Raw genomic sequence first — 25966 nt, forward strand, 5'->3', positions numbered from 1 at the left:
TCGACGCGTTTTCCGGCCGGCAGTCAACCGAGAAGCCGCGCGCCGCCGACGCGGCGCGGCTCCTCGGTCTCTCCGGCGCGTCGCGCGCGCCCTGCAGCGCGTCGCGCGCGCCCGTCATCCCTTCAGGCGGAGAGCTCGATCCAGAGCGCCCGAGTCTCGCGCGACCGGAGGTGGATGAGGCGCTCTCCGGTGTTGAGGGCGTCGCCGGGGCAGGTCCAGGGCTCGAGGCAGACGAAGTCCTTGCCCTGCAAGGTCCACACGACCCAGTGGGTGAACTCGGGCGAGGCGCGGACGGCGATCCTCACCCCCGGGTCGCCCTCGATCGAGAGCGCGCTCTCGGTGGAGCCGTGGTCGAGCAGGTGGAGGTCGACCTCGGGCCGGGTCAGGTCGAAGCCGGAGAACGGCGCTTCCTGCTTCGTCGTGTTGTCGAACGCGCGCGTCGCCCGCGTCTCGATCGAGGCGCGGGCCTTGTCCGCCTGGGAGACGGCGAAGTAGGGGTGAAACCCGGCCCCGAACGGCATCGGCGGCGCGCCGTCGGCGGTCTCGTTGGTGATGCGCAGATCGACGCGGAGCGCCCTGCCGCGCAGCGTGTAGGTGAACTCGGCGCGGAAATCCCAGGGGTACTGCGCGCGCGTCGCCTCGCTCGACCGGAGGACGAGGCGCGCGTACGCGCCGCCCGACTCGAGGGTGCCATGGTCGTCGAGCGACCACGGCAGGGTGCGGGCGAAGCCGTGCTGGCGCATCTGGCCCGCCGCCCCGGCGGCGGACCAGGCGTCGCCGGCGAGCTTGCCGGGCGAGGGGAAGAGCACCGGGTTGCCGCCGCGCACGTTGGCGGCGCGATCGTCGAACGTGCCGCGATCGAGGTAGAGCAGCGCGCGGCCGCCGACGGTCAGCTCGGTCAGGATGCCGCCGCGGGCCGGGGCCAGCACCGCGCGGCTCGCGGCGTCGCTGTCGGCGAGCTCGATGGTGGGAATCGCGCCTTCGACTTCCTTCACGCTGAACATGACTCCTCCGGTCTCTTCAGTTGCTTTGCAGCCACGCGAGCAGCCCGACGACCAGCGCGAGCGCCGCGATGGGCAGCGCGATCCACCCGAGGACGGTCGCCCAGCCCCGGCGGAGGGAGCGGCCGCCGCGATCCTCGCACGCGAGGCAGATCGCCCAGACGCGCGCGCCGCCCTCCGTGAGCACGCAGCAGTCGCCGCACACGGGCGCGCCGCAGCGCGCGCACGGCCCCGCCGCCTCGGCGCCGCAGCGCGTGCAGCGCGCGACGGCCCCGCCGCCGTCGTGGAAGATCAGGCCGCCGGACATGAGGCTGCGCCCTCCGGCGGCGGGGGCGAGCGCGTCGATGACCGCGGGCGCGCGCGAACGGGGGGCTCCTCGTAAACGGGCACGGACGTCTCCTCCGCCGCGATTCTGCAAGCTTTGCGGGCTCGAGACAACGCTGGAGACCGCAAGGCGCGCCGGGCCCTCGGCAGGACGGCGCGCCGCCCAGCGCTGCGCCGCGGGCGCCCGCGGCGCAGCGCAGCGAGCGTGCCCCCTGTTAGCAGTGCACCGACCGCGGCTTCCGCTATCCTTGGGCCATGATCGTCGGCGAGGAGCTGGAGCAGCTCCGGTTGCTCCTCTGGAACAGGGAGGATCGCGCAATCACGGAGGAGGAGGCCCTCGCGCTGTACGAGGCGAACCGGCAATGGGTCGATCGCGCCTCGATGAGCGAGCGCGAGCGGCGCTTCTTCGACGATCTCGTCGCGCGGTACGGCCGAGGGGTGTTCAATGGCTGAGCGCGACGAGCACCGGCGGATCCTCGACCTGCTCACGTCGCTGGATGCAGCCTTGCTGAGGCAGTCCGAGTGCTGGTTTGCGGGCGGGACGGCGATATCGCTCCGCTGCGACGAATTCCGCATCTCGCGTGACGTCGATTTCCTCTGTGCCTCCCGCGAGGGGTACAGGCAGCTGCGGCAGCGCGTCTACGAGGCTGGCGTTCGCGGGCTCTTCGTCGCCGACATGGCGGTCCGACGCGAGCTGCGCGCCGATCGCTACGGTATTCGCGTCGTGCTCGACGTGGGCGGCGCACCGATCAAGCTCGAGATCGTCAGCGAAGGCAGGATCGAACTCGCCGGGGTCGAGGATCCGGAGCTGCCGGTCGCGCGCCTGGCCGACGAGGATCTCGTCGCCGAGAAGCTCCTCGCCAACGAGGACCGTTTCCTCGACGACGCCGCGCTCGCACGCGACGTCATCGATCTCATCTTGCTCGAGCATGTGCTCGGCGGGCTGCCGCAGGCCGCCTGGGACAAGGCGCGCGGGGCCTACGGGCCTTCGGTCGAGGACGCGTGGAGCCGCGCGCTGAGGAGGCTGTGCGACCAGCCTGGGTGGCGTGCGCGAGCGCTCGAGGCGCTGTGCGTGACGCCCGAGGCGAGGGCCGTGGTCGAGGCGAGGGTCGAACGGGAACGATGACGCGCGCGAGCGCTCGAGGCGGCTCGCTCGCTCGTCGCTCGCGGCAGCCCTCCTCAGCGCAGGCCGGGGAGGGGCAGGCCCGGGAGCGAGTTGCCGATCGCCGTGACGAGCTGCTCGTGCGTGATCGTCCCCGCGAGGCGGAACGGCACATCCACGTTGAGCGTCTCTCCGCCGATCGAGACGGTGCCGCTCACCTGGTACGGGATACCGCGGCTCTGCGTCGCCAGCGCGGCGATGCTCGTGAGGTCCTGCCACTTCACCGAGATCGGCGCCTCGATCCGGGTCCACTTCTTCGCGGGCAGCTCGAGCGGCGTGAGCGCGGTGACCGTGCCGACGTCGTACTTGCCGTCGAGCAGCACGCTCGCCTTCATCGAGCGCGTCGAGAGATCGATGCTGTTCGGGTTGTACGCCTGGATCTGGACCCGCAGATCGATGCCCTGAACGGTGACGGCGGTCACCGTCGCGAGCTCGGGCTTGAGCGTCGGCGGCTCGGGGCGCGAGCACGCGACAAGGGCGACGGCGGCGGCGAGGAGAGGCGATCGCACGGCGGGAGATGTGGCGCGGATCTCCATGGAGCTCAACGGAAATCGGGCGCGCCACCGGGCCTCGTCCGCGTCCCGCCGATCGCTCGACGGCCCCCCCGCGCGCGAGCGCTTCCGCCCCCGCAGGAACCCTTTCGATCTGCTATGCCCGGCGCATGGGCATCCTCCCGCTCGCCGAACGCCTCGCCAAGAAGGCGCTGAACAGGTCCGGGGTGCAGAGCCGCTGGGTCGACACGTCGGTCTGCCGGCTGCACCTCTACGATGCTCCGGGCACGGGCCCGCTCCCGACGGTGGTCCTGCTCCACGGCATCGGCTCCTCGGCGCTCCCGTACGCGCCGGTGCTGCAGCGACTCCGGGGGCGCGCCCGCCGCGTCATCGCCGCGGAGTCGCCGGGGCACGGGTGGAGCGCGGCGCCGGCGTCGGCGTTCACGCCGGAGTGCCTCGCCACCGCCATGCACGAGCTGCTCGACCGCGAGCTCGACGAGCCGGCGATCGTCGTCGGCAACTCCCTCGGCGGCGCGGTCGCTGTGAGCTACGCGCTGAGCTCGCCCGGCCGCGTGCGCGCGCTGGTGCTCGCGTCGCCGGCCGGCGCCGGCATGGAGCAGGCCGAGCTCGCCGAGCTGCTCGCTGTGTTCAACCTGCGGTCGCGGGCGGACGCCCACGCGTTCTTCGCGCGCCTCTACCACCGCGTCCCGTGGTTCACCCCGCTCATCGCCGGCGACGTCGTGCGGACGTTCTCGTGCGAGACCATCCTCTCGTTCAGGCGCTCGGCCCGGTGCGAGCACGCGTTCACGCCCGAGCAGCTGGGCGCGCTCTCGATGCCGATCCTGCTGATCTGGGGCCGCTCGGACCGCCTGATGCCGAGCGCCAACCTCGAGTACTACCGGCGGCACCTCCCTCCGCACGCGGAGATCGAGGAGCCCGAGGGCATCGGGCACTGCCCGCAGGTCGACGACCCGCGCCGCTTCGCCGAGCGGATCGCCGCGTTCGCGTGGGCGGCGCGCTCGACGGTGTCCCAGGGCGCGGCGCCGTCGCCCTCGAGCGCGGCGCCGTCGCCCTCGAGCGCGGCGCCGGCGGCGTAGGGGGCGGCGCCGGCGCCGGGAGGGGCGCCTGCGTCAGGCGTCCTCGGGGAGCGCGCCGTGCCGCTTGAGCAGGGCGCGGGTCAGGCTGCGGCGCAGCGGCATGATGCGCTCGCCGTCGCTGCCTGCGCCGACGAGCACGGTCGCGAAGAAGTACGTGTCTGCGCCGCGCTCGACGTAGCCGACCAGCCAGCCGGTGCTCGATCGCTCGTCCATCTCCATCCCCGTCTTGCCGCGCAGCGTGTAGGCCGGCGTCTGCTCCAGCACGAGGATCCGCTTCACGATGTCCACGCTCCGCGCGGAGCAGGGCAGCGCGCCGGCGTGGAGCCGCCGCAGGAAATCGATCTGCTCGTGCGGGGAGATGCGGAGCCCCCCGGTCAGCCAGAACTGGTCGATGCCCCCCGAGATGTCGCGGTTGCCGTAGCCGAGCGCGTCGAGGTGCGCCTGCATGCGCTCGGGCCCGATCCGGCGCGCGACCTCCTGGTAGAACCAGACGACCGAGTGCTTCATCGCCGACGCGAGATCGTGATCGCGGTTCCAGTCGGGCACGCGGCGCTGCACCCCGTCCCACCGCAGCGTGAAGCGCTCGTCCGGGATGACCCCGGTCTCCAGGCCGATGATCGTGTTCGGGATCTTGAAGGTCGAGGCGGGCACGTACCGCGCCGCCGCGCGGTCGGGGTTCACGACGCGGGTGACGCCCCGCGCGGCGTCGAACAGGACGAACGCGCCGTCCACGCCCTCCGCGCGGAGGAGCGCCGCCCCGCCCTCGTCGATCTCGGTCCGCGCCGCGGCCGGCGCGCTCGCGGCCGGCGCGCTCGCGGCCGGCGGGGCCGCCACGCCGCTCGCCGCCGGGGGAGCTGACGGCGGTGGCGGCGCCGTGGCGCAGGCGCTCGCTGTCGTGACGATCGCGAGGAGCGCGCAGGAGAGCAGGGGACGCGCCGAGGCGAGGGCGCGGCGCGAGAGGCACCCGGGGAGCGGAGAAAGCATGGTGCCCTCAACGCGGCCGGGGGCCGCGCGCATTCCCGAGCCATCGCCGCGGTCGTCACCGCCGTCGCCGCCGCTCATTCCCGAGCCATCGCCGCGGTCGTCGCTGCCATCGCCGCCGCGGTCGCTGCCGGCGCCGTCCGCTCGCCCTCCGCGAAGTCGACGTCGATCCCGACGATCTTCATGAGCCGCAGCGCGTTCGCGCTCGTCACCACGCCGGGCTTCAGCTTGTAGTCGAAGGTCATCCTGTCCTCGACCACGAGCTCCTCGAAGTGCATGTTGCGCACCCGCCCCGCGGTCTCCTGCTCCAGCACGGCGAGCCCCATGTCGTGCGACGAGACCGCGCCGATGGCCCCCCGCGCGACGAGGTGCCGCACGACCGCCCTCGCCCCGATCTGGCGCTCCCGCGCGTTCGTGCCGTGGAGGATCTCGTCGAGCAGGAACAGCACCCGCTCGCCGCCGTCCGCGCCGTCGACGACGCGCTTCAGGCGGGTCAGCTCGGCGTAGAAGTGCGAGACGCCGTGCTCGAGCGAGTCCTTGATCCGCATGCTCGTCCGCACGCGGACCGGCGAGAGCGACAGCGACGACGCGCAGACCGGCGCGCCCGCGAGGGCGAGGGCGGCGTTCACCCCGACGGCGCGCAGCAGCGTGCTCTTGCCCGACATGTTGGACCCCGTCACGAGCAGCGCGGCGCCCGCGCCCTCCAGCGAGACGTCGTTCGTCACCCGCCGGTCGCGCGGCAGGAGCGGGTGGCCGAGCCCCGCCGCCGCGAAGCGCGGCTCGCCGTCCTTCACGTCGGGGTACGCGTAGTCGGGGTTCTCGTGCGCGAACGTCGCGAGGCTCGCGAGCGCCTCCATGTGCCCGAGCGTCCGCATCCACGCCTTCACGTGCCGGCCCGCGCGCAGCTTCCACCGCTCCAGCGCGAGCGCGCACCACACGTCCCAGAGCAGGAAGAGGTTGGCGACGATGTGGACGAGCCCGCTGTGGCGCAGGTCCGAGTAGCCGACCCGGCTCTCGAGCGCCGTCATCTCCCGCGAGGCGAGCACGCCCGAGGGCCCCGCGAGCTCGGCCTTGAGCTCGCGGAGCAGCGCCGACGAGAACGCCTGCTCCTCGACGCGGGCGAGGATCGGCCGGTACCGGGCGAACGGCGCCTCGCGCGACGAGGCCGCGGCGACGATCGGTTCGACCGCGGGCCGCAGCAGGACCAGCACGAGGATCTGGGCGGCCAGCGGCAGGAGGTAGGCGTGGCGGAGCAGCCCGAGCTGCTCCGCGGGGATGAACCGCGGCGCCGCGAGCAGCGCCAGCGTCAGCGGCACGAGCACCTTCGCCGCGGTCAGGAGCGCGCTCACCGGCAGGCCGCCCGCGCGGGCCTCCGGGCCGAGCAGCGCCGGGGGCGCCTCGGCCCACGCGATGAGCGGGCCGGCCTCGCGCCCGCGCGCCCCCGCCTGCATGCCCACCACCGCGAGATCCTCCCGGAACGCCCCGATGCCGGCGAGCTCGCGCACCGCCTCCTGCCGCGCCGCCACGGCGGGCGCCGGGGCGGGCTCCGCGAGGAAGGCCGCGAGCGTGGCCTCGCCCTCGCCCGTCTGCGCCACGTTGAGCAGCTGGAACAGCGACGCCTGCCCGAACACGTCGAGATCGCCCGCGTAGTCGTGGTCCGGCGCGGCGAACCGATCGCCGCGCTCCGGGAAATCGGCGAAATCGCCGGCGACCCGCCGCTTGCCGCGCACGTAGAGGCCGATGCGCTGCTCGAGCTCCGTCATCCGGGTGACGAGGCGCGCGTGCGCGACGAGCAGCCCGAGGAACACCGCGGTGACCGCCCCGGCGGCGTACGTGACCCACCGCGGCACGTCGCCGAAGAGCGCATACCCCCCGGCCACGGCCGCCGCCAGGAACGAGACCCCGCGCAGCAGCGAGAAGGTCTTCGAGCGGCGCTCGAGCGCGCCGGCCTCGGCGCGCAGGACCGAGAGGCGATCATCGTAGGCGGACAGGACGCGCTGGGCGACGGCGTTGGGGGGCGGCTCCACGGGGCCCTCTCCATAGGCCACCGCCGGCCGTGCATCCAGCCGGAGGGGGGTCCTCACACGAAGGCCACGAAAGCTTTGAAGCGTCCTGGCTGGCTGCTCGTACAATGCCGCCCATGGACCAGAACCTGCTGGAGCGCCTCAAGGCGTACACCGTCGTCGTCGCGGACACCGGCGACATCAACTCGATCGAGAAATTCCGCCCCCAGGACGCGACGACGAACCCGTCGCTCATCACGGCGGCGGCCCAGATGCCCGAGTACGCCGACATCGTGAGCGGCGCGCTCGCCTGGGGCCAGAAGGAGGCGGGCCCGGGCAAGGGGCCGGACGACGTCGTGGGCCTCGCGTTCGAGCGGCTCGCCGTCGATTTCGGCCTGCGCATCCTGAAGATCATCCCCGGCCGCGTCTCGACCGAGGTCGACGCGCGCCTCTCCTTCGACACCCAGGCGACCATCGAGAAGGGCCGGAGCATCGTGCGCCTCTACGAGGAGGCCGGCGTCTCGCGCAAGCGCGTCCTCATCAAGATCGCCTCGACGTGGGAGGGCATCCGTGCGGCGGAGGTCCTCGAGAAGGAGGGCATCCACTGCAACCTCACGCTGCTCTTCGGGCTGCACCAGGCGATCGCGTGCGCCGAGGCAGGCGTGACGCTCATCTCGCCGTTCGTCGGGCGCATCCTCGACTGGTACCTGAAGGACACCGGCCGCACGAGCTACGCGCCGGCCGAGGACCCCGGCGTCGTCTCGGTCACGAAGATCTACAACTACTACAAGAAGCACGGCTACAAGACCGAGGTGATGGGCGCGAGCTTCCGCAACATCGACGAGATCAAGGAGCTCGCCGGCTGCGACCTGCTCACGATCTCGCCGAAGCTGCTCTCGGAGCTCGCCTCCGCGCGCGGCGACCTGCCGAGGAAGCTCGACCCCGACGCGGCGCGCTCCCTGCAGATCGCGAAGATCCCGATGGATGAGGCGGCGTTCCGCGCGATGCACGCCGCCGACCGGATGGCGAGCGACAAGCTGAGCGAGGGCATCGACGGCTTCGCGAAGGCGCTCGCCTCGCTCGAGGTCCTGCTCCGCGAGCGCCTCCAGCAGGGGGCCGCCTCCTAGCGCTGGTGACGCGCGACCGCGACGTGCGCGCGCGCGGCGGAGCTCCGGGGAGCGGGCCCGGGCGCAGCGCGCCGCGCGGGCGCGGCGACCCCCGCCGCGTAGGTGCCCCTGCGTGCGCCTGCGTTGAGGAACGGAGGCGCGGGAAGAAGGCGGAGGGCCGGCTTGCATGTGAGCCGGCCCGTCCTCTAGGATTCGTCAAAACTGGACGAATTTCGGGCAGCATTCGATCGCCCGCGCCGCGCGTGGTCGACTGCGGTTCTCCGGGAGGCTCCTCATGAGCCGCCCTTTTTGCGATGGCATGGAGGAGGCGACGTTGAAGCTCACGTCACAGGAGTACTGGGAGAACCATTGGAAGGGCTACGTCGGCACCGACGATCTGGGTGGCGGCTGCGAGATCTACGACGACGTCGCTCCGTTCCTGCCGCGCGGGGAAGGGGTGTCGTTCTTCGAGATCGGCTGCGCACCAGGCCGTATCCTTGTCGACTTCTGTGGGCGCCTGGGGTTCACCGCGTACGGCCTGGATTACGCCTGCGACCCGGAGGTCGTCGAGCAGGAGATCCGGAAGCGCGGCATCAAGGTCGGCAAGATCGAGAAGGGGGATTTCTTCAGCTGGAAGCCCCAGCAGAAGTTCGATATCGTCGCTTCCTTCGGGTTCATCGAGCACTTCGATGACGCCGGGGCGGTGATGGATCGGCACTTCGAGCTGGTGAAGCCGGGAGGCACCGTGGTCGTGGGCATGCCGAACTTCGCCGGCGGGCAGAAGGCGCTCCACTGGCTGTTCGATCGCAAGAACCTGAAAGGCCACAACACCCGCATCATGAACCTGCCGTTCCTGGAGGCCGCCGCCCGCCGCAACGGCGCCGAGATCATCCAGGCCCGCTACACCGGCGGCCACTTCGATTTCTGGCTGGACGACGAGACGCCGCTCCTGGCGCGGCGTGTCGTGTGGAAGGTCGTCCCGCCGCTCAAGGCGATCGCGCGCCGGGTGGTCCCCGGCGAGACGAACCCCTGGTTCTCGCCCTTCCTGTTCGCCATCTACCGGGCGCCCCTGCTGCCCGCAGGGACAGCTGACGCTTGATCCTTTCCCCGATGAGCAAACCGAGCCAGAGCGTCGCCACCCCGCCGGCCGTCCGCGACGCAGACGCCGATCACCGCTTCCGCGAGAGCGCGCGGCGCCACGGCTGGGATCCCGACGACCCGTGGGTCGGGGGGTATGCGGCGCTGGAGTGGCGCCGCAGCCGCCACGCCTACGACGACCTCTTCACGTCGGTCCGCGGCAAGAAGGTGCTCGAGTTCGGCTGCCACTTCGGCGGGACGTCGATCGTGCTCGCGACCCTGGGCGCCGAGGTGACCGCGCTCGACGTCGACCCCATGTATGTCGAGCTGGCGCAGCTGAACGCCGACCGTCACGGGCTGTCGGACAGGATCCGTGTTCATCACGTCCCCGACACGACAGCGATGCCGTTCGCCGACAGGGAGTTCGAGCTCGTCTCCTGCAACAGCGTGCTCGAGTACGTCCCGCCTGAGCGCCTGCCGGCCGTCCAGCGCGAGATCGATCGGGTGCTCGGGCCGTGGGGGTTCATCGTCATCCTGGGCACGAGCAACCGCCTCTGGCCGGTCGAGTGCCACAGCCGCCGCCCCCTGATGAACTACGTGCCTCGGGTGCTGCGCCCGCTGTTCCCGGGCAGGTCGATCTACAGCGTATTTCCCTGGCAGCTCCGGCGCGGGTTCGGCGATTATGTCGACATCTCGCAGCAGGATCGGGGCCGGCTGATCGTCGACCTGAAGGCCAAGATGGGGCTGTCCGGGCCGCGGCTCATGGCCTTCTCGGCGGCGAACCGGCTGCTCGGTCCGCTCGGGATGCACGTGGGCTTCGTGTCCCCGACGATCACGATGGTTCTTCAGAAACGCGGTGAGGGAGGAGCTGGCGATGGCTGACGGGAGGACGCGGGTATACATCACCGTGGACGTGGAGTGCGCCGAGGAGCGCATCCTGGGCGATGCCAAGTCTCCCGCGATGGGCTACGACCTCCGGATCTGGGGCCGCTTCGTCAACCAGCGCGATCCCCTCGGTATCGAGCTCATCATGCGCGAGCTCGAGGCGTACGGCCAGCGCGGGACGTTCTTCGTCGAGGCCATCGGCTCGTACAGCTTCGGGATGGACGGGCTGACGAGCGTGTGCCAGGCGCTCCACGGCCGCGGCCACGACGTGCAGCTGCACGTGCATCCGGTGCAGCGGCGCGCTGACTGGCACACCCGCGGCGAGCCCCGCGTCTCCGACGACATCGCCGACTACCCGGTCGAGGAGCAGACGCGGCTCCTCCTCGAGGGGCGCGACCTGCTCGTGCGCGCGGGCGTCCCGGCGAGCGAGCTGCTCGGCTACCGCGCCGGCAACTTCGGCGCGAACAACGACACCTGGCGGGCGATGAAGCGGGCGGGGCTCGTGCTGAGCAGCAACTACAACCCCTGCTACTTCAGCAAGAACTGCAAGATGCAGTATCCGGGCGCGCGGCTCGGGCTCTTCGAGACGCCCGAGCCGGGGGTGTACGAGCTGCCGGTCACGAACTTCATCGAGCCCACGAAGCGCTTCAGGCACCTTCAGATCACGGCGGTGACCCTCGACGAGATCAAGCACTGTCTCCTCCGCTACCGCGCCCTCGGGGTGAAGGAGGTCACGCTGGTGACCCACTCGTTCGAGTTCTATTTCCTCGACTCGGCGGAGGCGCGCCGCGGCTTCCCGAACCGGCTCAACGTCGAGCGGCTCCGCGGGCTCTGCCGCTTCCTCGACGAGAACTCGAAGGACTTCGAGGTCGACACCGTGGGCGCCCTCGCGCGCCGGCTCTCGGACGCGGCGTCTTCCACGCAGGGCTCCACGCACGGCGCGCACGATGTCGACGAGGGCGCGCCGCCCTCGCTGCAGTTCCCCCACTCCAACGCGATCCACCACGCCCGCCGCGTCGTCGAGCAGGCGTACAAGCGCGTGGCGCAGCGGTTCACGTTCGGCTGAACGGGTCGGCCAGGGGCGGCCGGGCTCCTGCGCGGTGCTAAGTAGCGCGTATGCGGCTCATCGGACAGATCCACGTTTCGCTCAAGGGCAGCATCATCCAGCGCAACCCCACCGTCTGGGAGAAGCTGAAGCGCAGCTTCGGCGCCACGGTGGATCTCGACACCGATCGCGTGCGCGTCGAGCTCGAGGCCACCGCCGTGGTCGATCAGGTGCGGCGGGCGCTCGTCCAGCTCGGGGTCACGAACGCCCTCTCGCTCGTGATCGATGACACAGTCATCTTCCAGGACACCGACGGGAAGCCGGACGATCTTCCCGACCTCGTGCTCGCGCTGTCCGAGCATTCCGCCGTCTTCGGGCGCGGGTTCAGCGAGCTCAGGTTCGCCGCCGAGCACGAGGAGGCGGGGCTGCACCTGGTCATCGAGACGCGGGCGCGCACCGAGCACGCCGACGACGAGCCGGCGGGGCTCGTCTCCATCGGCGGGCGCCTGCGGGATCTCGAGCCGCGAGCCGGCGAGTCCGGGGAGGACTACCGCCGCCGCGTCGAGCCCCTGGCGAAGGATCCGGCGCTGTTCGAGGCGGCGCGGCTGCAGTTCGAGTCCTTCGTCGGGCGGGTCGAGGGCGCCCTCAAGGCCACGATGCCGGAGGCGCGCGTGGACCATCACCACGCCGACGCGCGCGTCGTGCACGCGCCAGCGGGTGACGGCGCGGGTGACGGCGCGGGCGCCGAGCGGCCTCCCGTGAGCCCCACGCACCCCGGCTATGACCCGTTCGTCGTCTATTACCCACCCAGCCCGCTGGGGATGATGCTGGACGTCATGCTCATCACCTCGTTCATGCACATGCTCACGCCTCCACACGTCCTCTTCGTGAACCCGGCGGGCACGATGCTCGGCACAGCGCAGGAGGCCGCCGAGAATCCTGACCTCTTGAACGGCGCGGATCGCGGCGGCGACGACCCCTCGGCGGGCGACGAGGGGGACGGGGCGGATGACGGCGATCCGTGGGGTGATGACGGCGGCGGGGTCGATGAGGGCGGCGGGGTCGATGACGGCGGCGGATTCGATGACGGCGGCGGGTTCGACGGCGATTTCGGCGATTGAGCCGCTCGCGCCGGGCCGCGGCGAGGCGTCGCGGCAGGGCCTCGCGCGTCTGTCGCGCGCAGGTTCCGGCGCGCAGCGCGCGAGCGCGCCCGCGACGCGCTGACCTCGCGGTCGAGCGGGCTCGTCCGGCCATGGACGACGACTGGCGATCATGGTACGTCGCGCTACGGCCGTGACCGGCGCTGGCATGAGCATCTATCGCGCTGGCGTGCTGATGGTCGCGCGCGCCGAACCCTGGACTGGAGAGCGCGATGAACAAGAGCGAGGCGGCGCTTCGGAAGCAGCCGCAGGTGGCGGGCGGTGGAGATCCGGAGATCGCCAGAGAGGTCCGTACCATCATTGCAGAGCGATGTGGGATGAGCGTCGATGCCGTGACTCCCGACCTGTCGCTCGAGAGCGGCCTCGGCGTGGATTCACTGGCGCTCATCGAGGTCAACGTCGCGCTCGAGGAGCGATTCCAGATCGTGGCGCCCGATTTCGCGGCGCCCGATCAGGCGCAGATCAGCACGGTCGGCGACGTCATCGCCTTCGTCGAGGCGCAGATCGCGGCGCGGGGCGGCCGGGGAGGGGCGCCTTGACCGCCCCGCGCACGCGCGCCGAGCGCGAGGCCGCCGTCCGGACGCCGGAGGAGCAGCGGGAGCACGAGCGGCGGGAGGTCGCCGCTCATTACCAGAACGACCCGGAGATATTCTCCATGGTCCTCGACAGCCGCCTGGCCTACGCGACGGGCATCTTCCTCGATCCCGCCGAGAGCCTCGAGACGGCGCAAGAGCGGAAGTACGACTGGGTCCGCCGCGAGCTCGACATCCACCCCGGAGAGCGCGTCCTCGACGTGGGGTGCGGCTGGGGCTCGAACCTCATCTATCTCGCCGAGCGCACAGGCGGGAGCTTTCAGGGCGTCACGCTGAGCGACAAGCAGCGGCAGGAGGCGCTCCGCCGCGCCGACCGGGCGGGCGTCGCCTCGCGGGTCCGCATCGACCTCGCTCATATCGAGGACATCGATCTCGCGCCCGAGTCGCTCGACGCCGTGCTCTTCGTGGGCAGCATCGTGCACATGCACAACCGCGAGCGGATCCACCAGAAGATCGCCGCCGCGCTGCGCCCGGGCGGCAGGCTGCTCATCTCCGACTGCTATTTCCCGGCGCGCGCCCGCGGGGACCGGGAGAGCTCTGCGACGCAGTACATCTTCGTCGAGGCGCTCGGCTATTGCCGCCTGATCTCGCTGGCCGAGGAGCTCGGGATGATCGAGCAGGCCGGCCTCGATGTCCGGCGCGTCGAGGATCTCACGAGCTCGTACGTGCACACGGTCGCCCGGTGGATCGACAACGTGCGCGCGAACCGCGCCCGGATCGACGCCCGCGCGCCCGGCTTCTCTCGGCTGCTCCAGACGTACATGACCGTGGGCCGGCTCTCCTTCGCGCGCCGCACCGCGCTCGAGTACATGATCGTGGCGACGAAGGGCGGCGGCCGCGAGCGCCTCGGCGTCGCGCCCTCGCCCGAGCCGGGGCGCGCGCCGTGAGCGGCGGGCTCGCTGCGCGGACGGTCGCGGGCCTGCTCAGGGCGCGCGCCGAGGCGACGCCGGATCGATTCGGGTTCTATCACAAGCAGCAGGGCGAGTTCGTCGGGTGGTCGTGGGCGGAGTACTGGCGCCGCGCGTGCGCGGCGGCGTCGGGCCTGCTCGCGGCGGGGGTGCGCCCGGGCGACCGCGTGCTCCTGCTCGTGACGGACGTGGAGGTGGCGGTGCCGTGCCTCTTCGGCGTCTGGGTGCTCGGGGCGGTGCCGATCCAGGTCGGGGTGCCTTACCGGCTCACGGACGTGGCGGCGTTCCTCGGCGAGCTCCGGCGGACGGCCGCCCGCGTCGGCGCGCGCGCGCTCGTTGTCTCGTCCGCGCTGCTCGGCTTCGCGCAGGGCGAAGAGGGGGCGGACGGCCTCCTCCAGCTCGCCGCCGAGCCGCTGCTCGACGCGCCCCTCGCGGGCTCGCTGCCCGATCCGGAGCGCGCGCCCGGGCCCGCGCTCATCCAGCTCACGAGCGGCAGCACCGGGCACCCGCGCGGCGTGGTGATCCCGCACGAGCGGCTGATGCTGCACCTCGACGCGATGAGCCAGCGGCTCGCTGTGCGCGGCGAGGGCGCGGGGGGCGTCTCGTGGCTGCCGCTCCACCACGACATGGGCCTCGTCGGCGGGCTGCTCTTCCCGCTCTTCAACGATTTCCCCGTTCACATGCTCTCGCCGCTCGAGTTCCGGACGCGGCCGTTCTCGTGGCTCGCGGAGATGTCGAGCATCCGGGGCGTCATCTCGCTCGGGCCGCCGAGCGCCTATGCCATCTGCATCGGCCTCGCCCGCCGCGCCGTCGAGGCGGGCCTCGACCTCGGCGCGTGGCGGTGCGCGATGATCGGCGCCGAGCCGATCTCCCCCTCGTTGCTCCGCCGCTTCGCCGCGGCGTTCGCGCCGTGCGGCTTCCGCATCGAGGCGTTCTTCCCCGTCTACGGGCTGGCCGAGGCGACGGTCGCCGTGACGTTCCCCGACCTCTACGCCGAGCCGCGCGCCCTCACGGTGGATCGCGGCCTATTGGAGCGCGAGGGCCGCGTCGAGGAGGCCGCGCCTGGCCCCCTCTCGCTGGAGCTCGCCGGCGTCGGCAGGCCGATCCCCCACACGGAGATCCGGATCGTGGACGCCCAGCGCAGCCCCGTCCCGGAGCGCACGGTGGGGGAGATCGAGGTGCGCTCGGAGACGGTGATGGAGGGCTATTTCAACGAGCCCGAGGCGACCGCCGAGGCGCTCGTGGGCGGGTGGCTGCGCACGGGCGATCTCGGGTTCATCGATCGCGGGACGCTGTTCGTCACCGGCCGGAAGAAGGAGGTGATCATCAAGGGCGGTCACACGATGATCCCCGCCGTGATCGAGGAGCTCGCCTCCCGGGTCGACGGGATCCGGGCCGGGTGCGTTGTCGCGGTCGGGCTGTTCGTCGAGGAGCGCCAGACCGAGTCGGTCTACGTGGTGGCCGAGACGCGGGCCGAGGCGTCCGAGCACCCCGGCCTCGTGGAGCGCGTGCGGGAGGCGCTGCGGGCGAACGGGGTCACGGTCGACCAGGTCGTCCTGGTCCCGCCGGGCGAGCTGCCCAAGACGACGAGCGGCAAGCTGCGACGCCGGGAGGTCGCTGAGCGGCTGCGCGCGGGCGGGCTTCGCTGAAGAGCGCGCCGGCCCCGCCACTCCATCCTCCGTCACCAACGTGAGTGTGAACGTGAACGTTCGGGTGTAGGAGGACGCGGCGGGGAACGGCCGATTTCGCGGGCGCTGCAGGGCGGTGCGCGATAGATCCCGGAATCGCTCTCCGGAGCACAACCGAACGGGACCGTCCATGTTGAGCAGCCTGAGAGACCACGAGTCCACCTGTCCCGCCCCGCTTTCGCCCGAGGCGCGCGCGTGGGAGCGGGAGCAGCTCCGGGCGCTCGGCCTCGAGGACGACGACTGGTGCTCGGACGAACAATGCCCCTTCTGTGCCGGGCGGCCCCTGTCCGTGGAGAGCAAACGAGCGCACGGGTGAGCGGCGCCCTCGGTCGGGGCCGGGTCACCGGCGCGAGCGGCCGGTGACCCTTACGGGGATCACTCTGCCATCTTCCCCTTCACCCACTTGCCCGACTCGGTGAGGTCGTTGTCGTTCCAGTTGCCCATCTGGTTTGCGTTGGGCCTGAGCGCGGAGCACGCCTCGGCCTTGTCGCCCAGCGACCAGTTGGCCCAGCTGATGTTGTGCGCGTCCAGGAAGTCGAGCCAGGTCTGCGACTCGCCGAGGTTGAGCTGGCCGTTGCCGTCGGCGGAGCAGGTCCCCCACTCGGTCACGAAGAGCGCCAGCTTCTTGTTGATGGCTTTCTGGGCCTTGTCGCGCAGCGACGCCTTGTGCGTGTTGGCGTAGAAGTGGAGGGTGTACGCCACGTTCTGATCGCTGAGGGGATTGTCCGCGGCGATGTCGACGTCCTGCGACCAGTTCGGCGAGCCGACGATGACCAGGTTGTTCGCGCCCTGGCCGCGGATCTCGGAGATCACCGCCTCGGCGTAGGACTTCACCGCCGGCCAGGTGTTCGTGTTGAGGGGCTCGTTGAAGACCTCGAAGATGACGTTGGGCGAGTTCTTGTAGGCCTGCGCCACCTCGCGGAAGTAGTTCTTCGCCAGGTCCAGGTGCTGGTGCGCGTTGTGATCGTGCCAGTCGAGGATGACGTAGATGCCCTTCGCGATCGCCGCGTCGGCGATGGTCTTCGCCTTGGCCTTCTGGGCGCCCGCGTCCTGGAGGTACCCGTCCTCGCCCTCGATGCCCATGGCGGCGCGGACGACGGTCGCCTCCCAGTTGTCCGCGATCGAGTTGACGACATTGCCGTTGTAGTAATTGCTCCACTGGCTCCAGAACAGGCTCATGCCCTTGAGCTGGACCGGGGACCCGTGCTCGCCGACGATGTTGCCGTTCATGACCCGCAGCCGGCCATGACGCTCGACCGGCGTGCCGTCCGTGGGGATCCCCCCGGTGCTCGCGCTCGTCGTGGACGAGGCCGATGTCGTCGCCGCGGTCGTCGAGGCGCTCGAGGTCGTCGCGCTCGCGGAGGTCGTCGAGGCGCTCGAGGTCGTCGCGCTCGCGGAGGTCGTCGAGGCGCTCGAGGTCGTCGCGCTCGCGGAGGTCGCCCCGCCGCCGCCGCCAGCGCCGCCCGCCCCGTCCTCCGTCCCCGCGTCACCGCAGCCGATCAGCACGGTGGCTTGCAACGCAACCACCGCGAGGCCGAATGACCACTTCGACCCGCCAAGCACACCGCGAAGCAAAACACTTTTCATCATGTCCTCCAAGAGAAGTATCCGGATGGCGCGGCATTAAAAGGGCAGTTCAGCGCCATGGCAAGCCCTCTGCGTGCCTCGGATGAGGGGATAAAATCCACGCTGTATGTATGGTGGAATACAGTGTCAGTGCGCGAAGGTCACAGCTGCGGCCGGTGGTCTTCAGCGGGACCGTAAGGCGAAGCCTTCACGGGCGCCGATCTGAGGGAGCTGTGGTGTGCAGGCGACAGAATTTCGCAAAAAATATGCCAGTTGGCGGAGCCCGTGGAGCGGACGCTGATGCGCTGCGTCTCTGGTCTGGGCGCGGGGGCCGTCCCGCGCCGGTCCACGCAGGCTACAGTGTTCCCCTTGGTGGTCGGGTGACCACCCTGGGCAACCGCCTATCCATGCGCAGGGCGTCAATATCGCTCAGGAAATTGCGAGCGACCGCCCCCGGAACGTCAAGCATCGAGCGCCGCGCCGTCGAGGCGCTCGTCACGTCGGCACCGGCACTGGCGGCGGCTCGTCGTCCGGCGCGATGCAGGCGGACAGGTCGAACAGCATGAAGAGCAGCGCCTTCTCCTGGGCAGTCAGCTCATGCATCTGCCCGCCGCGGTGTTCACAGCCGCTCGGGAAGGGCGCCCCGGCGACGTCGCTCGCCGCCACGTGGATGTCCGTGTACACGAACCTGCCGCACTGCTCTGCTTCCGGCGCGCCGATGGGCGTGTTGAACGTGAAGTATTTGACCCCCGCGGGCGCGTCGTAAGCGGTGTTGGCCTCGTTGTAGAGCCACCGCGTCGCGATCTCCTCGTTCACCGAGTCGACCCAGTGCTGCGGATCGTCGATCTCGATCTGCCCGGGCACGGTCGACGCGCCCACGTTGGCGAGCCAGTCCCGGAGCGCCAGGCCCTTCGGGAACGTGGTGTCGACGAGCACGGGGAGCCCGTCGTCGGGATCGCTCTCCTCGTCCCATACCGCCGTTTCCGGGAACCGCTCCGGCCCGAGCCGGAGCCAGGTGTTGTGCCAGTGCGACGCGAACACGCGGCCTCCCGCGGAGGCGTAGTCGAACATCGCTCGCAGCGCGGCCTCCGGCTTGTCGTCCCCGAACTCGGAGCCTTCGCACGACAGGATCACCATGTCGTATCGACGCAGGTTGTCGAGCGAGCCCCAGAACTCCCGCGCGAGAGAGAAGGGGACGCCGCCGTTCAGGCCGTCTCGGTACCTGCTCGTGGCGCTGTCGCCCTCGATGGCGCGCCCGGCGAACAGGTTCACCCGCCCGTCGCCCGCCTCCGGCGTGAACTCCGACGCGTCGATTCCCATCTTGTACAGCAGGCACTCCAGCACGTCCGAGCCGCCGGTCGTCAGCGCGATCTTCGGGAGGTGGCCCTCCGCCTTGCTGCGCGGCAGGCGGACCGTCGTGTCCACCGTCGGGTTGTCGACGCACCCCTCGACCTTCGGAAGCGTGATCTGGCGCCGCCATTTGCCGAGCTGGACGACCAGCGGGATGTCCACCCCGACGGGCACGTTCTCCAGCACGAAGCGCCCGTTCGTGTCCGTCAGCGCGGTCGCGATCGGAGCGCCGGAGAGCGTCACATCGCACCGATCGCAGCTCGCGCCGTCGGTGATGGGCTCAAGCTCCCTGTTCGGGACGTACACCGTGACGTTGTACAGCGGGAGTTTGCCCGCGGGCTCGTACACGGTGCCGCTCACGGTGGTCGTGCCGCCGCCTGGACAGGCGATCTGCTGGCACTCGAGCCCTTCGCACCCGCCGCTCGTGACCCCTGACCCGCCGCTCCCCGCCAGGAACCCGCCGCTCCCCGCCAGAAAGGGGATTCCCCCGGAGCCGCCGCCCCCCGCGCTCTGGTCGGCTCCGCCCCCGGACGTGACGCCGATCGTCCCGCCGGAATCGCCGCAGGAGCATCCGCCAGCGACAGCCGGCGCCATGGCCGCCGCGGCCAGGAGCCATCGGGCGCTGCTGTGCACTATCCCCATTTGATCCTCCAGGCGCAGAGAGGCGAGTGTGCCCTGCTCCGGCCATTCCCAGAGTAATCGATACGCGGGGATACGGGAAGGGACAACCATGCAAGGATGCGAGGGAGAACACGCTCTTCCGTGCATTGACGGGAGCCCTCCTCTCCGTCTGCGCCGGCGGGAGCGGCGCGGGGCAGTCGGGTGTCTTTCGCGCGGTTTCGCTCTGCCTCGCTAGGTTTCGGTGCGATCGAGCGGATCGTGAGGAGATAGGCGACAGAGGCACCAATCTTCGTTCCGCATACCACCGCGCCCCGCGGCCGCGCGACCCCACAGCGGGGAACAGCGGGGAACAGCGGGGAACAGCGGGGAACAGCGGGGAACAGCGGGGAACAGCGCAGAACATCGCCGGACCTCGCCGAGCTCGAGGAGCTTCCCGAGACCGCGCGACGGCGCCCGTGTGGCCGTGCTCCGACATGGCGAGGTGCCCCTTGGCAGAGTAGGATGCGGCGCTTTGCAATCGGTCCTACCTGCACCCGCTCTCCCTCGCCCTCGTTTGCTGGAGATCACCTGGCCCATCTTCAGCGAGAACCTGCTGCACATGCTCGTCGGCGTGTTCGGCGTATGGCTGGTCAGCCGCCTCTCGGACGAGGCCGCCGCCGCGTACGGGCTGTCCAACCAGATCATGTTGACCTTCATGATCACCTTTCGCTTCGTCAGCGTCGGCGCGAGCGTGGTGGTCACCCAGTATCTCGGCGCGCGGGACCGCGCCGGCGCGGAGCATGTCGCGCGGGCGTCGCTCGCGGCCAATCTCTGGCTCGGCGTCTTCAGCTTCGTCGTCATCGCGATCGGCGCGAGGCCGCTGCTCGAGCTGATGCGCCTGCCGCCTTCCCTGTTCCCGATCGCGGAGCCTTACCTGATCGCGGTCGGCGTGATGCTGGCGTTCGACGCGGTGAATTTCTCGATGGGCTCGGTGCTGCGCGCGCACACCTACACCCGCGACACGCTGCGCCTCATCGTCGTCATGTACATCGTGCAGCTCGCGCTCAGCCTGCCGCTCATGTTCGGTGTCGCCGGGGCTCCGGGGCTCGGCATGATGGGGCTCGCGGTCGCCGCGGTGATCGGGCGCGCGCTCTCGTTCTGGATGCACCGGCAGCTGTGGATCTCGCGCCTCGGCATCCGCCCGACCTTCGAGGATTTCTGGCGCATTCGCCCCGATCGCCTCCGCGAGATGCTGCACATCGGCCTGCCGGGGGCGGGCGAGAACGTGGTCTATCGCATCAGCTTCATGATCATCCTCGCGATGGTCGCCAACATGGGGCAGACGGCGCTCACCACCCATACGTACACGATGCAGATCGTGCACTTCCTGCTCCTGTTCGGCATGGCGATCGGCTTCGGGACCGAGATCGTGGTCGGGCACCACATCGGCGCCGGCGATCTGCAGGGCGCCGATCGCCTGGTGCGCGGCGGCCTGGCGATCGGGTTCTGCGTGTGCGTGAGCCTGGTCATCGCCACCGCGCTGCTCGGCCCCCACCTGCTCGGCCTCTTCTCGCGCGATCCCGAGGTGATAGCCACCGGCTCCCGGCTGCTGTGGCTGACGCTCCTTGTCGAGCCGGGCCGCACGCTCAACCTGGTCGTCATCAACGGGCTCCGCGCCACCGGCGACGCCCGCTTCCCTGTCGGGTTCGGCGTCTTCTCGATGTTCGCCGTGGCCGTCGGGCTGTCCTGGCTGCTCGGCGTCCACCTCGGCTGGGGGCTCGCCGGCATCTGGGTCGCCTACGCCGCCGACGAGTGGGTCCGCGGGCTGGTCATGGCCGCGCGCTGGCACTTCCAGGGCTGGGTGCCCCACGCGCGGCGCACCTTCCGCCGGGTGCGGCTGAGCAGCCGCCCCGCGTGAGCGCTCGCGCTCGCTGATCGACCGCCCCGAGCCAGGGTGAAGCGCCGCCCGGCGGAAGGCGGCCGGGGAGGCCGGGCGCCGCTCATCCCGCGGGCGCGCCCACCTTCTCGGTGACGGCCATGCACAGCGCGGCCACGCCGCGCCTCGGGACGGTCACGAGCTTCTCGCGGAAGCTGGCGCGCTGATCGGTGTAGAGCTTCGACACCTTGTGCGAGAGGATCGTCGAGCTCCAGACCGCGACCACGTCCGCCCAGCGGAGATCGGCGTCGGCCTTCGCCGCATTGCGGTGACCCTCTCCGTCCACGATGCGGATCTCGACCTCGCCCGCGAGCAGCTGCCGCAGGTCCTCGGACGTGCCTGGCCCGCCGCCGACCACGAGCAGCCTCCGCAGGCCGCGCGCGTGGAACGCGCCGATCATCGCGAGCGCTGCCCGCTTGTTCGCCGAGCTGCCGCAGAGGTCGCAGACGGCGTCGGCGCCGACCTCGACAACGCGGAGCCCGGCCTTCGGCGGCAGCTTCGCGCACTCGGCGCAGCGGCGCTCGACCCGCTCCTCCGCCGGAGCCGACGGCGGGGAGCGACCGAGCGCCTGCTGCGCCCGGCCCGCGAGCTCCGCCGGGAGGAAGTCCGCGGGGTGGCGGAGCTCCGTCGCTGGCGCATGCTCCGCGAGCCAGAGGAGCAGATCGGTTTCTGAAATATTCAGAGATTTTGCGAGGTTGCGCACACGGACGGATCGCGCCATTGCGACGCGACTGTGACATGTGCAGCACCGCTGCGCCTTTTCTATCGCAGGGGTGGTGGCCTCCGGCTGGCGCCGATGCGGCCCGGCACGGGCGGTGGCCCGTGCGCGCGCGGCTCAGTCGAGGGCGGCGGCGCGGCGCAGCCCGTGGCGCTGGAGGAGGCGGTGGAGGTACATCCGGTCGAGCCCTGCTTTGCGCGCGGCGCGGCTCACGTTGCCGTTCGACCACTCCAGCAGGGCGGCGAGGTAGCGTCGCTCGAACTGGTCGATGATCGCGTCCTTCGCCTCCTTGAAGGGCATCTCGATGTTCGCGGCGGGCTCCTCGGGCGCGGAGCCCGGCGGCGCGGCGCCCTGCGGCGCGGAGCCCGGCGGCGCGCCGCTGCGCTCGGGCGGCGCCGCCCCCATGGCGGCGCCCTCGCCGAGCACGACGCGGCGCTCGACGTAGTTCCTCAGCTCTCGCACGTTGCCGGGCCAGTCGTAACGCTTCATGTCCTCGATGACCTCGGGGGGGAAGAGGTGCACCTTGTCGACGGCGCCGAGCTCGTTCAGGAAGCAGTGGACGAGGAGGCCGATGTCCTCCTTGCGCTCCCGCAGCGGCGGGACGCGCACGGTGAGCACCGAGAGGCGGTAATAGAGGTCCTCGCGAAACCTGCCGCTGTTCACCTCGCGCTCCAGGCGCCGGTTCGTGGCGGCGATCACCCGGATATCGACCTTGCGCACCCGGCTCTCGCCGAGCCTGCGCACCTCGCGCGAGGCGAGGGCGCGGAGGAGCTTCGGCTGCATCTCCAGCGGCAGCTCGCCGATCTCGTCGAGGAAGACGGTGCCGCCGTCGGCCTCCTCGAAGGCGCCGGCGCGGTCGCGCGTGGCGCCCGTGAACGAGCCGCGCACGTGGCCGAACAGCTCGCTCTCGATGAGGCTCGGCGAGATGGCGCCGCAGTCGACGATGACGAGCGGCTTGTCGGCGCGGGCGCCGCGCTGGACGAGCTCGGTGGCGATGACCTCCTTGCCGGTGCCGTTCTCGCCCTCGATCAGCACGTCGGGCGCGCTCTTCGCCACGCGATCGAGGATGGGGAAGAGGCGCCGCATGGGGACCGACACGCCCTGGAGCGCCCCGAAGCTGACCGCGCGCGCGAGCTCGGTCTCGGCGACGGCGTCGGCGTCGCGGATGCGCACGACCGACTCGCCGAGCTCGATGCGGCACTCCGGCAGGATGGCGTCGGCGTCCCGCACGCGGACGCCGGCGATGGTCGTCCCGTTGAGCGAGCCGACGTCCGTCAGCCGGAACGTGGACTTCACGCGCTCGAGGATGCAGTGGAAGCGGGACACGGCGCGGTCGGCGAGCACCAGGTCGTTGCTCTGGTGGGAGCCGATGCGGATGAAATCGCCGTCGAGCACCATGGCCCGGTTCGCGGGCTTGCCCGCCTCCCGCTCGACGCACAGCTCGATCCGGGGCACCGCGAGCACCTCGCCCTTCGCCATGCGGGGCTCCGTGGAGGCCGCGAGGCTCGGCGGGCCGGGGTCGTCGGGCGTGGCGGGGGGGCGCGGCATGCGCGCCATCTTACGCGTGAGCCTGTGCTCGTCCAGAGGCGGCCCTGCCGGCGGCTCAGGGCGAGAGGTCGCCGCCCGCCGGCTTGAGCCACACGACGGTGGCCCCCCACCCGCCGCGGGAGGCCGGGGCGTCGCGGAAGCCGTCCACGGCCGGGTGGCGCGAGAGGACGGCCCGGACGACGCGGCGCTGCACGCCCTTGCCGCGGCCGTGGATGATGCGCACCTCGCGGAACCCGCGCAGCTGCGCCTCGTGGAGGTACTCCTCGACGACGGAGGCGACGTCGCGCGGGGCGAACGTGTGCAGGTCGATCGCGTCCTCGATCGGCATGACCACGACGTCGTCGTCGCCGGGCGGCTCGGGCGCTCCGTCGGGGGGCCCGGCCTCGGGCGCCTCGAGCGCGGCGAGATCGGGGGGCGCGGGCGCGCGAGGCGAGAGCGCGCGGTCGAGCCATTCGCGGAGCCGGCGGAGCATCGGCGCGGTGTAGCCGAGCCGGCGGGGCACGCCACCGCGGCCGGAGCGCCGCGCTTGCAGGGGCGGGGGGCGTTTGCGCCGGTGCCGCAGCGGGATCACGGGTCGTCCCCACGAACGGGCGGTCCGCTCGCAGGCAAGCTCAGTCGGAACGTCGCTCCGCTCCCGGGAGGGGAGCTCACGGCCAGCGTGGCGCCATGGGCGGCGGCGATCCTGCTCGCCAGGTACAGCCCAAGGCCGATCCCGGACGCATGGCCGTCCGTGACGAAGCGGTCGAAGATGCGGGGAAGGATCTCCGGCGGCACGCCGGATCCGCGGTCGACGACGTCGACGTGGGCGTACTCCGTCCCCTTGACCAGCTCGCTGGTGAGCTTGATGAGGACCCACTTTCCCGGGGGCGAGTGCTTGATCGCGTTGCCGACGAGGTTCTCCAGGGCCTGGCGAAGGCGATCCCTGTCCGCAACGACGACGAGCTCCGGGGGGGCCTCGATGCGGATCTCGACGGTGGGTGTCCCGAGCGCAGCGGCGATGTCCCGCGCCAGCGAGACAAGGTCCAGCTGCGCAGGCGCGATCTCGAAGAGGCCCTGCTCGATGCGGCCCACGTCCAGCAGATCCGAGATGAGCTGGCTGAGCCGGGCGACCGACTCGGTCGCCCGGTCGGCGTCGCGCACGTCGTCGACCCGGCCGTCGAGCTCCGCGCGCCGGTGGAGCAGGCCAAGGCGGCCCATGAGCGGGGTCAGGTAGTTTCGCAGATCGTGCGCCAGCACGGTGATGAGCTCCTCCGCGGCCTGGCGCCTGCCTTGCGCGAGCGCGGCGGAGGTGACCTGCTCGACGAGCTCCGCCCGGTGCGTCAGGGCGCCGATCCAGTGCGCGACCGCGCTGAGGAAGCGGAGATCCTCGCCGGAGAAGAAATCCGGCGCGGCGGAGTGAGCAGAGACGACGCCGCGCCGCTCGCCGTCGACGACGAGCCGGACCGCGATGTGGGACCGCACGCCGAGCTCGTGGACCAGGCCGGGCAGCTCGCCGGGCTCCTGCTCCGAGTGCCCGGTGATGTGAGGATCGCCGGTCGTGAAGACACGGGCGATCGACCCGCCGTTCGCGACCGGGTGGATGTCGAGCCCGAGCGATCGCTGCAGCCGGCCCATGGGCGTCTTGCTCGTCCCCAGGGCATGCAGCGTGTTCCTGCTGGGGTCGAAGAGGAAGATGTCGATCTTGTCGGCGCAGAGCGCGCCGGCGAGGAGGTCACTCGCCTGGTTGAGCGACTGCCTCAGGTCGGCCGCCGGCAGCTCGAGCAAGCGCTGGAGCGTCGATATCAGCCTACCTTCCTTCGAGCAGGCTTCCTTTCCAGACATGCTGATTTCTCGCTCCGTGATCCGCTCGACGCCGTGCGTTCGGCAGCGGAAGCGCGAGCCGGCGGTAAACGGTGGACTGGGGCGTTATGACGACGCTGTCGCCCGATCGGTAGATGTGCGCGGCGCTGGCTGCCGCTCCGGCGCGAGCCCACGCGAGCGACCGGCGACAGGGACGAGCCAAATACACCTTTCCGGTCGCGATCGATCCGGACTGGCGCACGCTCAAGCGCTGGTGGATGGATGGCCATCCGAATCGACAATACACGAGCGTCAGCTTCCTCCTCGATCGGGCGGGGCTCGTGCGGCACGTGCACCTCGGGGGCAAGCTGGAGCCCGCTACCCCCGAGTTCGCGGCGGTCGAGGGGCGCGTCCGCGCATTGCTCGACGAGCCTGCGCGCTGACGCCACACCCAGCATCGTTTCACCTCCCCGGGAGACGCGCGCAGAAGCGGTCCCGTTGTTGAACTAGCGTCGCTCTTCCAGGCAGCGGCGCCGAGGCGGGTGAGGGGGGCCGAGCAGCTCAGCGCGCGCTCGCGTGCGCGATGGTCTCGATCATGCGCGGGATGGCCACGGAGATGAGGATCCCCAGGTTCGCCCGCTTGTTGTCCACCAGCATGCCCTGGAGCAGCGTCCCGTGGTTGAGCACCACCACGGTGTGGTTGCCCGCCATGTCGAGCAGGTAATACCGCCCCAGCGGAGGGAAGTTCGAGTCGCGCAGCGAGCTGTCCAGCTCCTCGGTGATGCGCGTGAAGAGGGCCACCGCCACCGGCTGCTGGTTGAAGCCGGCGAGCGACAGGCCCGCCGAGCGCTCCCAGATGTCGGTGGCCAGCAGCCCGTCGCGGAGGATGTTGCGGAGATCATGGACTGCGGCCTCGAGGACTTTGGTATCGATCATCGTGCTTCCGTC

The 25966-nt window shown here is 71.2% G+C and carries 27 protein-coding genes; 15 read left to right on the top strand and 12 right to left on the bottom strand.

Annotated elements, in window-relative coordinates:
- Positions 1-122: 122 nt before the first annotated feature.
- Together WMF45_RS08235 and WMF45_RS08240 are read right to left on the bottom strand one after the other, a co-directional pair.
- Complete coding sequence (locus WMF45_RS08235; protein ID WP_437716395.1) at positions 123-1004, bottom strand: galactose mutarotase; 882 nt, start codon at positions 1002-1004, stop codon at positions 123-125.
- 16 nt (positions 1005-1020) lie between these two features.
- The gene (locus WMF45_RS08240) at positions 1021-1308 is read right to left on the bottom strand and encodes a hypothetical protein (RefSeq protein WP_044968017.1); all 288 of its coding nucleotides are present in this window, start codon (positions 1306-1308) and stop codon (positions 1021-1023) included.
- Positions 1309-1580: 272 nt separating this feature from the next.
- On the opposite strand from WMF45_RS08240, the gene WMF45_RS08245 reads away from it, so the two are divergent.
- Together WMF45_RS08245 and WMF45_RS08250 are read left to right on the top strand one after the other, a co-directional pair.
- Entirely contained in the window at positions 1581-1778 is a 198-nt protein-coding gene (locus tag WMF45_RS08245; RefSeq protein WP_437716396.1) for a hypothetical protein, read from the top strand.
- Entirely contained in the window at positions 1771-2451 is a 681-nt protein-coding gene (locus tag WMF45_RS08250) for a nucleotidyl transferase AbiEii/AbiGii toxin family protein (protein WP_012234091.1), read from the top strand. The genes WMF45_RS08245 and WMF45_RS08250 overlap by 8 nt, the downstream gene beginning before the upstream one ends.
- A 53-nt stretch (positions 2452-2504) precedes the next feature.
- On the opposite strand, the gene WMF45_RS08255 is transcribed toward WMF45_RS08250, so the two are convergent.
- Positions 2505-2996, bottom strand: coding sequence for an LEA type 2 family protein (locus WMF45_RS08255; protein ID WP_437716397.1), 492 nt, complete (start codon positions 2994-2996; stop codon positions 2505-2507).
- Positions 2997-3148: 152 nt separating this feature from the next.
- Between WMF45_RS08255 and WMF45_RS08260 the strand changes: the two genes are divergently transcribed.
- The gene (locus tag WMF45_RS08260; RefSeq protein ID WP_437716398.1) at positions 3149-4075 is read left to right on the top strand and encodes an alpha/beta fold hydrolase; all 927 of its coding nucleotides are present in this window, start codon (positions 3149-3151) and stop codon (positions 4073-4075) included.
- Between the two features lie 33 nt (positions 4076-4108).
- Here WMF45_RS08260 and blaOXA read toward each other — a convergent pair whose 3' ends face one another.
- Positions 4109-5059 carry a class D beta-lactamase gene (gene blaOXA, locus WMF45_RS08265; protein ID WP_437716399.1) on the bottom strand — a complete coding sequence of 317 codons (951 nt, stop codon included), beginning with the start codon at positions 5057-5059 and terminating at the stop codon, positions 4109-4111.
- 74 nt (positions 5060-5133) lie between these two features.
- Positions 5134-7083 carry a MutS family DNA mismatch repair protein gene (locus tag WMF45_RS08270; protein WP_437716400.1) on the bottom strand — a complete coding sequence of 650 codons (1950 nt, stop codon included), beginning with the start codon at positions 7081-7083 and terminating at the stop codon, positions 5134-5136.
- A 113-nt stretch (positions 7084-7196) separates the two neighbouring features.
- On the opposite strand from WMF45_RS08270, the gene WMF45_RS08275 reads away from it, so the two are divergent.
- From WMF45_RS08275 to WMF45_RS08315, 9 genes are all read left to right on the top strand, one after another.
- Positions 7197-8186 carry a transaldolase gene (locus WMF45_RS08275; RefSeq protein WP_437716401.1) on the top strand — a complete coding sequence of 330 codons (990 nt, stop codon included), beginning with the start codon at positions 7197-7199 and terminating at the stop codon, positions 8184-8186.
- 274 nt (positions 8187-8460) lie between these two features.
- Positions 8461-9264, top strand: a complete 804-nt coding sequence (locus WMF45_RS08280) for a class I SAM-dependent methyltransferase (RefSeq protein WP_437716402.1) — start codon at positions 8461-8463, stop codon at positions 9262-9264.
- Positions 9265-9275: 11 nt separating this feature from the next.
- Complete coding sequence (locus tag WMF45_RS08285; RefSeq protein ID WP_437716403.1) at positions 9276-10124, top strand: methyltransferase domain-containing protein; 849 nt, start codon at positions 9276-9278, stop codon at positions 10122-10124.
- Positions 10117-11193 (top strand): polysaccharide deacetylase family protein, encoded by a 1077-nt coding sequence (locus tag WMF45_RS08290; RefSeq protein ID WP_437716404.1) that lies wholly within the window; start codon positions 10117-10119, stop codon positions 11191-11193. Before WMF45_RS08285 ends, WMF45_RS08290 begins: the two co-directional genes overlap by 8 nt.
- A gap of 50 nt (positions 11194-11243) precedes the next feature.
- On the top strand, positions 11244-12293 hold the full coding sequence (locus WMF45_RS08295; RefSeq protein WP_437716405.1) for a hypothetical protein: 1050 nt from the start codon (positions 11244-11246) through the stop codon (positions 12291-12293).
- A 251-nt stretch (positions 12294-12544) separates the two neighbouring features.
- On the top strand, positions 12545-12871 hold the full coding sequence (locus WMF45_RS08300; protein WP_049876196.1) for an acyl carrier protein: 327 nt from the start codon (positions 12545-12547) through the stop codon (positions 12869-12871).
- Positions 12868-13812 carry an SAM-dependent methyltransferase gene (locus WMF45_RS08305; RefSeq protein WP_437550744.1) on the top strand — a complete coding sequence of 315 codons (945 nt, stop codon included), beginning with the start codon at positions 12868-12870 and terminating at the stop codon, positions 13810-13812. Before WMF45_RS08300 ends, WMF45_RS08305 begins: the two co-directional genes overlap by 4 nt.
- A complete protein-coding gene (locus tag WMF45_RS08310) occupies positions 13809-15482 on the top strand; it encodes an AMP-binding protein (protein WP_437716406.1) in 1674 nt (557 codons plus the stop codon). The genes WMF45_RS08305 and WMF45_RS08310 overlap by 4 nt, the downstream gene beginning before the upstream one ends.
- 169 nt (positions 15483-15651) lie before the next feature.
- Entirely contained in the window at positions 15652-15837 is a 186-nt protein-coding gene (locus tag WMF45_RS08315) for a hypothetical protein (protein ID WP_437716407.1), read from the top strand.
- 59 nt (positions 15838-15896) lie between these two features.
- Here WMF45_RS08315 and WMF45_RS08320 read toward each other — a convergent pair whose 3' ends face one another.
- On the bottom strand, positions 15897-16751 hold the full coding sequence (locus WMF45_RS08320; protein ID WP_437716408.1) for a glycoside hydrolase family 5 protein: 855 nt from the start codon (positions 16749-16751) through the stop codon (positions 15897-15899).
- A 40-nt stretch (positions 16752-16791) separates the two neighbouring features.
- Between WMF45_RS08320 and WMF45_RS08325 the strand changes: the two genes are divergently transcribed.
- Positions 16792-17148, top strand: a complete 357-nt coding sequence (locus WMF45_RS08325) for a hypothetical protein (RefSeq protein WP_437716409.1) — start codon at positions 16792-16794, stop codon at positions 17146-17148.
- A 434-nt stretch (positions 17149-17582) separates the two neighbouring features.
- Here the strand turns inward: WMF45_RS08325 and WMF45_RS08330 are convergent, their stop codons facing one another.
- A complete protein-coding gene (locus WMF45_RS08330; RefSeq protein ID WP_437716410.1) occupies positions 17583-19079 on the bottom strand; it encodes a carboxypeptidase regulatory-like domain-containing protein in 1497 nt (498 codons plus the stop codon).
- A 532-nt stretch (positions 19080-19611) separates the two neighbouring features.
- On the opposite strand from WMF45_RS08330, the gene WMF45_RS08335 reads away from it, so the two are divergent.
- Positions 19612-20955, top strand: a complete 1344-nt coding sequence (locus WMF45_RS08335) for an MATE family efflux transporter (protein ID WP_437716411.1) — start codon at positions 19612-19614, stop codon at positions 20953-20955.
- An 82-nt stretch (positions 20956-21037) separates the two neighbouring features.
- On the opposite strand, the gene WMF45_RS08340 is transcribed toward WMF45_RS08335, so the two are convergent.
- From WMF45_RS08340 to WMF45_RS08355, 4 genes are all read right to left on the bottom strand, one after another.
- Positions 21038-21676, bottom strand: coding sequence for a hypothetical protein (locus WMF45_RS08340; protein WP_437550755.1), 639 nt, complete (start codon positions 21674-21676; stop codon positions 21038-21040).
- A 132-nt stretch (positions 21677-21808) separates the two neighbouring features.
- Complete coding sequence (locus tag WMF45_RS08345) at positions 21809-23239, bottom strand: sigma 54-interacting transcriptional regulator (RefSeq protein ID WP_437716412.1); 1431 nt, start codon at positions 23237-23239, stop codon at positions 21809-21811.
- Positions 23240-23294: 55 nt separating this feature from the next.
- Positions 23295-23711, bottom strand: a complete 417-nt coding sequence (locus WMF45_RS08350; RefSeq protein WP_437716413.1) for a Smr/MutS family protein — start codon at positions 23709-23711, stop codon at positions 23295-23297.
- 95 nt (positions 23712-23806) lie between these two features.
- On the bottom strand, positions 23807-25060 hold the full coding sequence (locus tag WMF45_RS08355) for a GAF domain-containing sensor histidine kinase (RefSeq protein WP_437716414.1): 1254 nt from the start codon (positions 25058-25060) through the stop codon (positions 23807-23809).
- 113 nt (positions 25061-25173) lie between these two features.
- Between WMF45_RS08355 and WMF45_RS08360 the strand changes: the two genes are divergently transcribed.
- A complete protein-coding gene (locus WMF45_RS08360) occupies positions 25174-25461 on the top strand; it encodes a hypothetical protein (RefSeq protein ID WP_437716415.1) in 288 nt (95 codons plus the stop codon).
- A gap of 118 nt (positions 25462-25579) precedes the next feature.
- Here WMF45_RS08360 and WMF45_RS08365 read toward each other — a convergent pair whose 3' ends face one another.
- Positions 25580-25954 carry a hypothetical protein gene (locus WMF45_RS08365; RefSeq protein WP_437716416.1) on the bottom strand — a complete coding sequence of 125 codons (375 nt, stop codon included), beginning with the start codon at positions 25952-25954 and terminating at the stop codon, positions 25580-25582.
- Between the last annotated feature and the right edge of the window lie 12 nt (positions 25955-25966).

The organism is Sorangium sp. So ce448, from assembly GCF_051520915.1.
In the GTDB taxonomy this organism is placed as follows: domain Bacteria; phylum Myxococcota_A; class Polyangia; order Polyangiales; family Polyangiaceae; genus Sorangium; species Sorangium cellulosum_B.

Bases quoted from the DNA above. Each gene is read 5' to 3' on its own strand.
- WMF45_RS08280 (WP_437716402.1), top strand. From the start codon at position 8,461: ATGAGCCGCCCTTTTTGCGATGGCATGGAGGAGGCGACGTTGAAGCTC.
- WMF45_RS08295 (WP_437716405.1), top strand. From the start codon at position 11,244: ATGCGGCTCATCGGACAGATCCACGTTTCGCTCAAGGGCAGCATCATC.
- WMF45_RS08355 (WP_437716414.1), bottom strand. From the start codon at position 25,060: ATGTCTGGAAAGGAAGCCTGCTCGAAGGAAGGTAGGCTGATATCGACG.
- WMF45_RS08290 (WP_437716404.1), top strand. From the start codon at position 10,117: ATGGCTGACGGGAGGACGCGGGTATACATCACCGTGGACGTGGAGTGC.
- WMF45_RS08320 (WP_437716408.1), bottom strand. From the start codon at position 16,751: ATGAACGGCAACATCGTCGGCGAGCACGGGTCCCCGGTCCAGCTCAAG.
- WMF45_RS08350 (WP_437716413.1), bottom strand. From the start codon at position 23,711: ATGCTCCGCCGGCTCCGCGAATGGCTCGACCGCGCGCTCTCGCCTCGC.
- WMF45_RS08365 (WP_437716416.1), bottom strand. From the start codon at position 25,954: ATGATCGATACCAAAGTCCTCGAGGCCGCAGTCCATGATCTCCGCAAC.
- WMF45_RS08330 (WP_437716410.1), bottom strand. From the start codon at position 19,079: ATGGGGATAGTGCACAGCAGCGCCCGATGGCTCCTGGCCGCGGCGGCC.
- WMF45_RS08250 (WP_012234091.1), top strand. From the start codon at position 1,771: ATGGCTGAGCGCGACGAGCACCGGCGGATCCTCGACCTGCTCACGTCG.
- blaOXA (WP_437716399.1), bottom strand. From the start codon at position 5,059: ATGCTTTCTCCGCTCCCCGGGTGCCTCTCGCGCCGCGCCCTCGCCTCG.
- WMF45_RS08260 (WP_437716398.1), top strand. From the start codon at position 3,149: ATGGGCATCCTCCCGCTCGCCGAACGCCTCGCCAAGAAGGCGCTGAAC.
- WMF45_RS08360 (WP_437716415.1), top strand. From the start codon at position 25,174: ATGTGCGCGGCGCTGGCTGCCGCTCCGGCGCGAGCCCACGCGAGCGAC.
- WMF45_RS08285 (WP_437716403.1), top strand. From the start codon at position 9,276: ATGAGCAAACCGAGCCAGAGCGTCGCCACCCCGCCGGCCGTCCGCGAC.
- WMF45_RS08245 (WP_437716396.1), top strand. From the start codon at position 1,581: ATGATCGTCGGCGAGGAGCTGGAGCAGCTCCGGTTGCTCCTCTGGAAC.
- WMF45_RS08300 (WP_049876196.1), top strand. From the start codon at position 12,545: ATGAACAAGAGCGAGGCGGCGCTTCGGAAGCAGCCGCAGGTGGCGGGC.
- WMF45_RS08345 (WP_437716412.1), bottom strand. From the start codon at position 23,239: ATGCCGCGCCCCCCCGCCACGCCCGACGACCCCGGCCCGCCGAGCCTC.
- WMF45_RS08240 (WP_044968017.1), bottom strand. From the start codon at position 1,308: ATGTCCGGCGGCCTGATCTTCCACGACGGCGGCGGGGCCGTCGCGCGC.
- WMF45_RS08315 (WP_437716407.1), top strand. From the start codon at position 15,652: ATGTTGAGCAGCCTGAGAGACCACGAGTCCACCTGTCCCGCCCCGCTT.
- WMF45_RS08235 (WP_437716395.1), bottom strand. From the start codon at position 1,004: ATGTTCAGCGTGAAGGAAGTCGAAGGCGCGATTCCCACCATCGAGCTC.
- WMF45_RS08275 (WP_437716401.1), top strand. From the start codon at position 7,197: ATGGACCAGAACCTGCTGGAGCGCCTCAAGGCGTACACCGTCGTCGTC.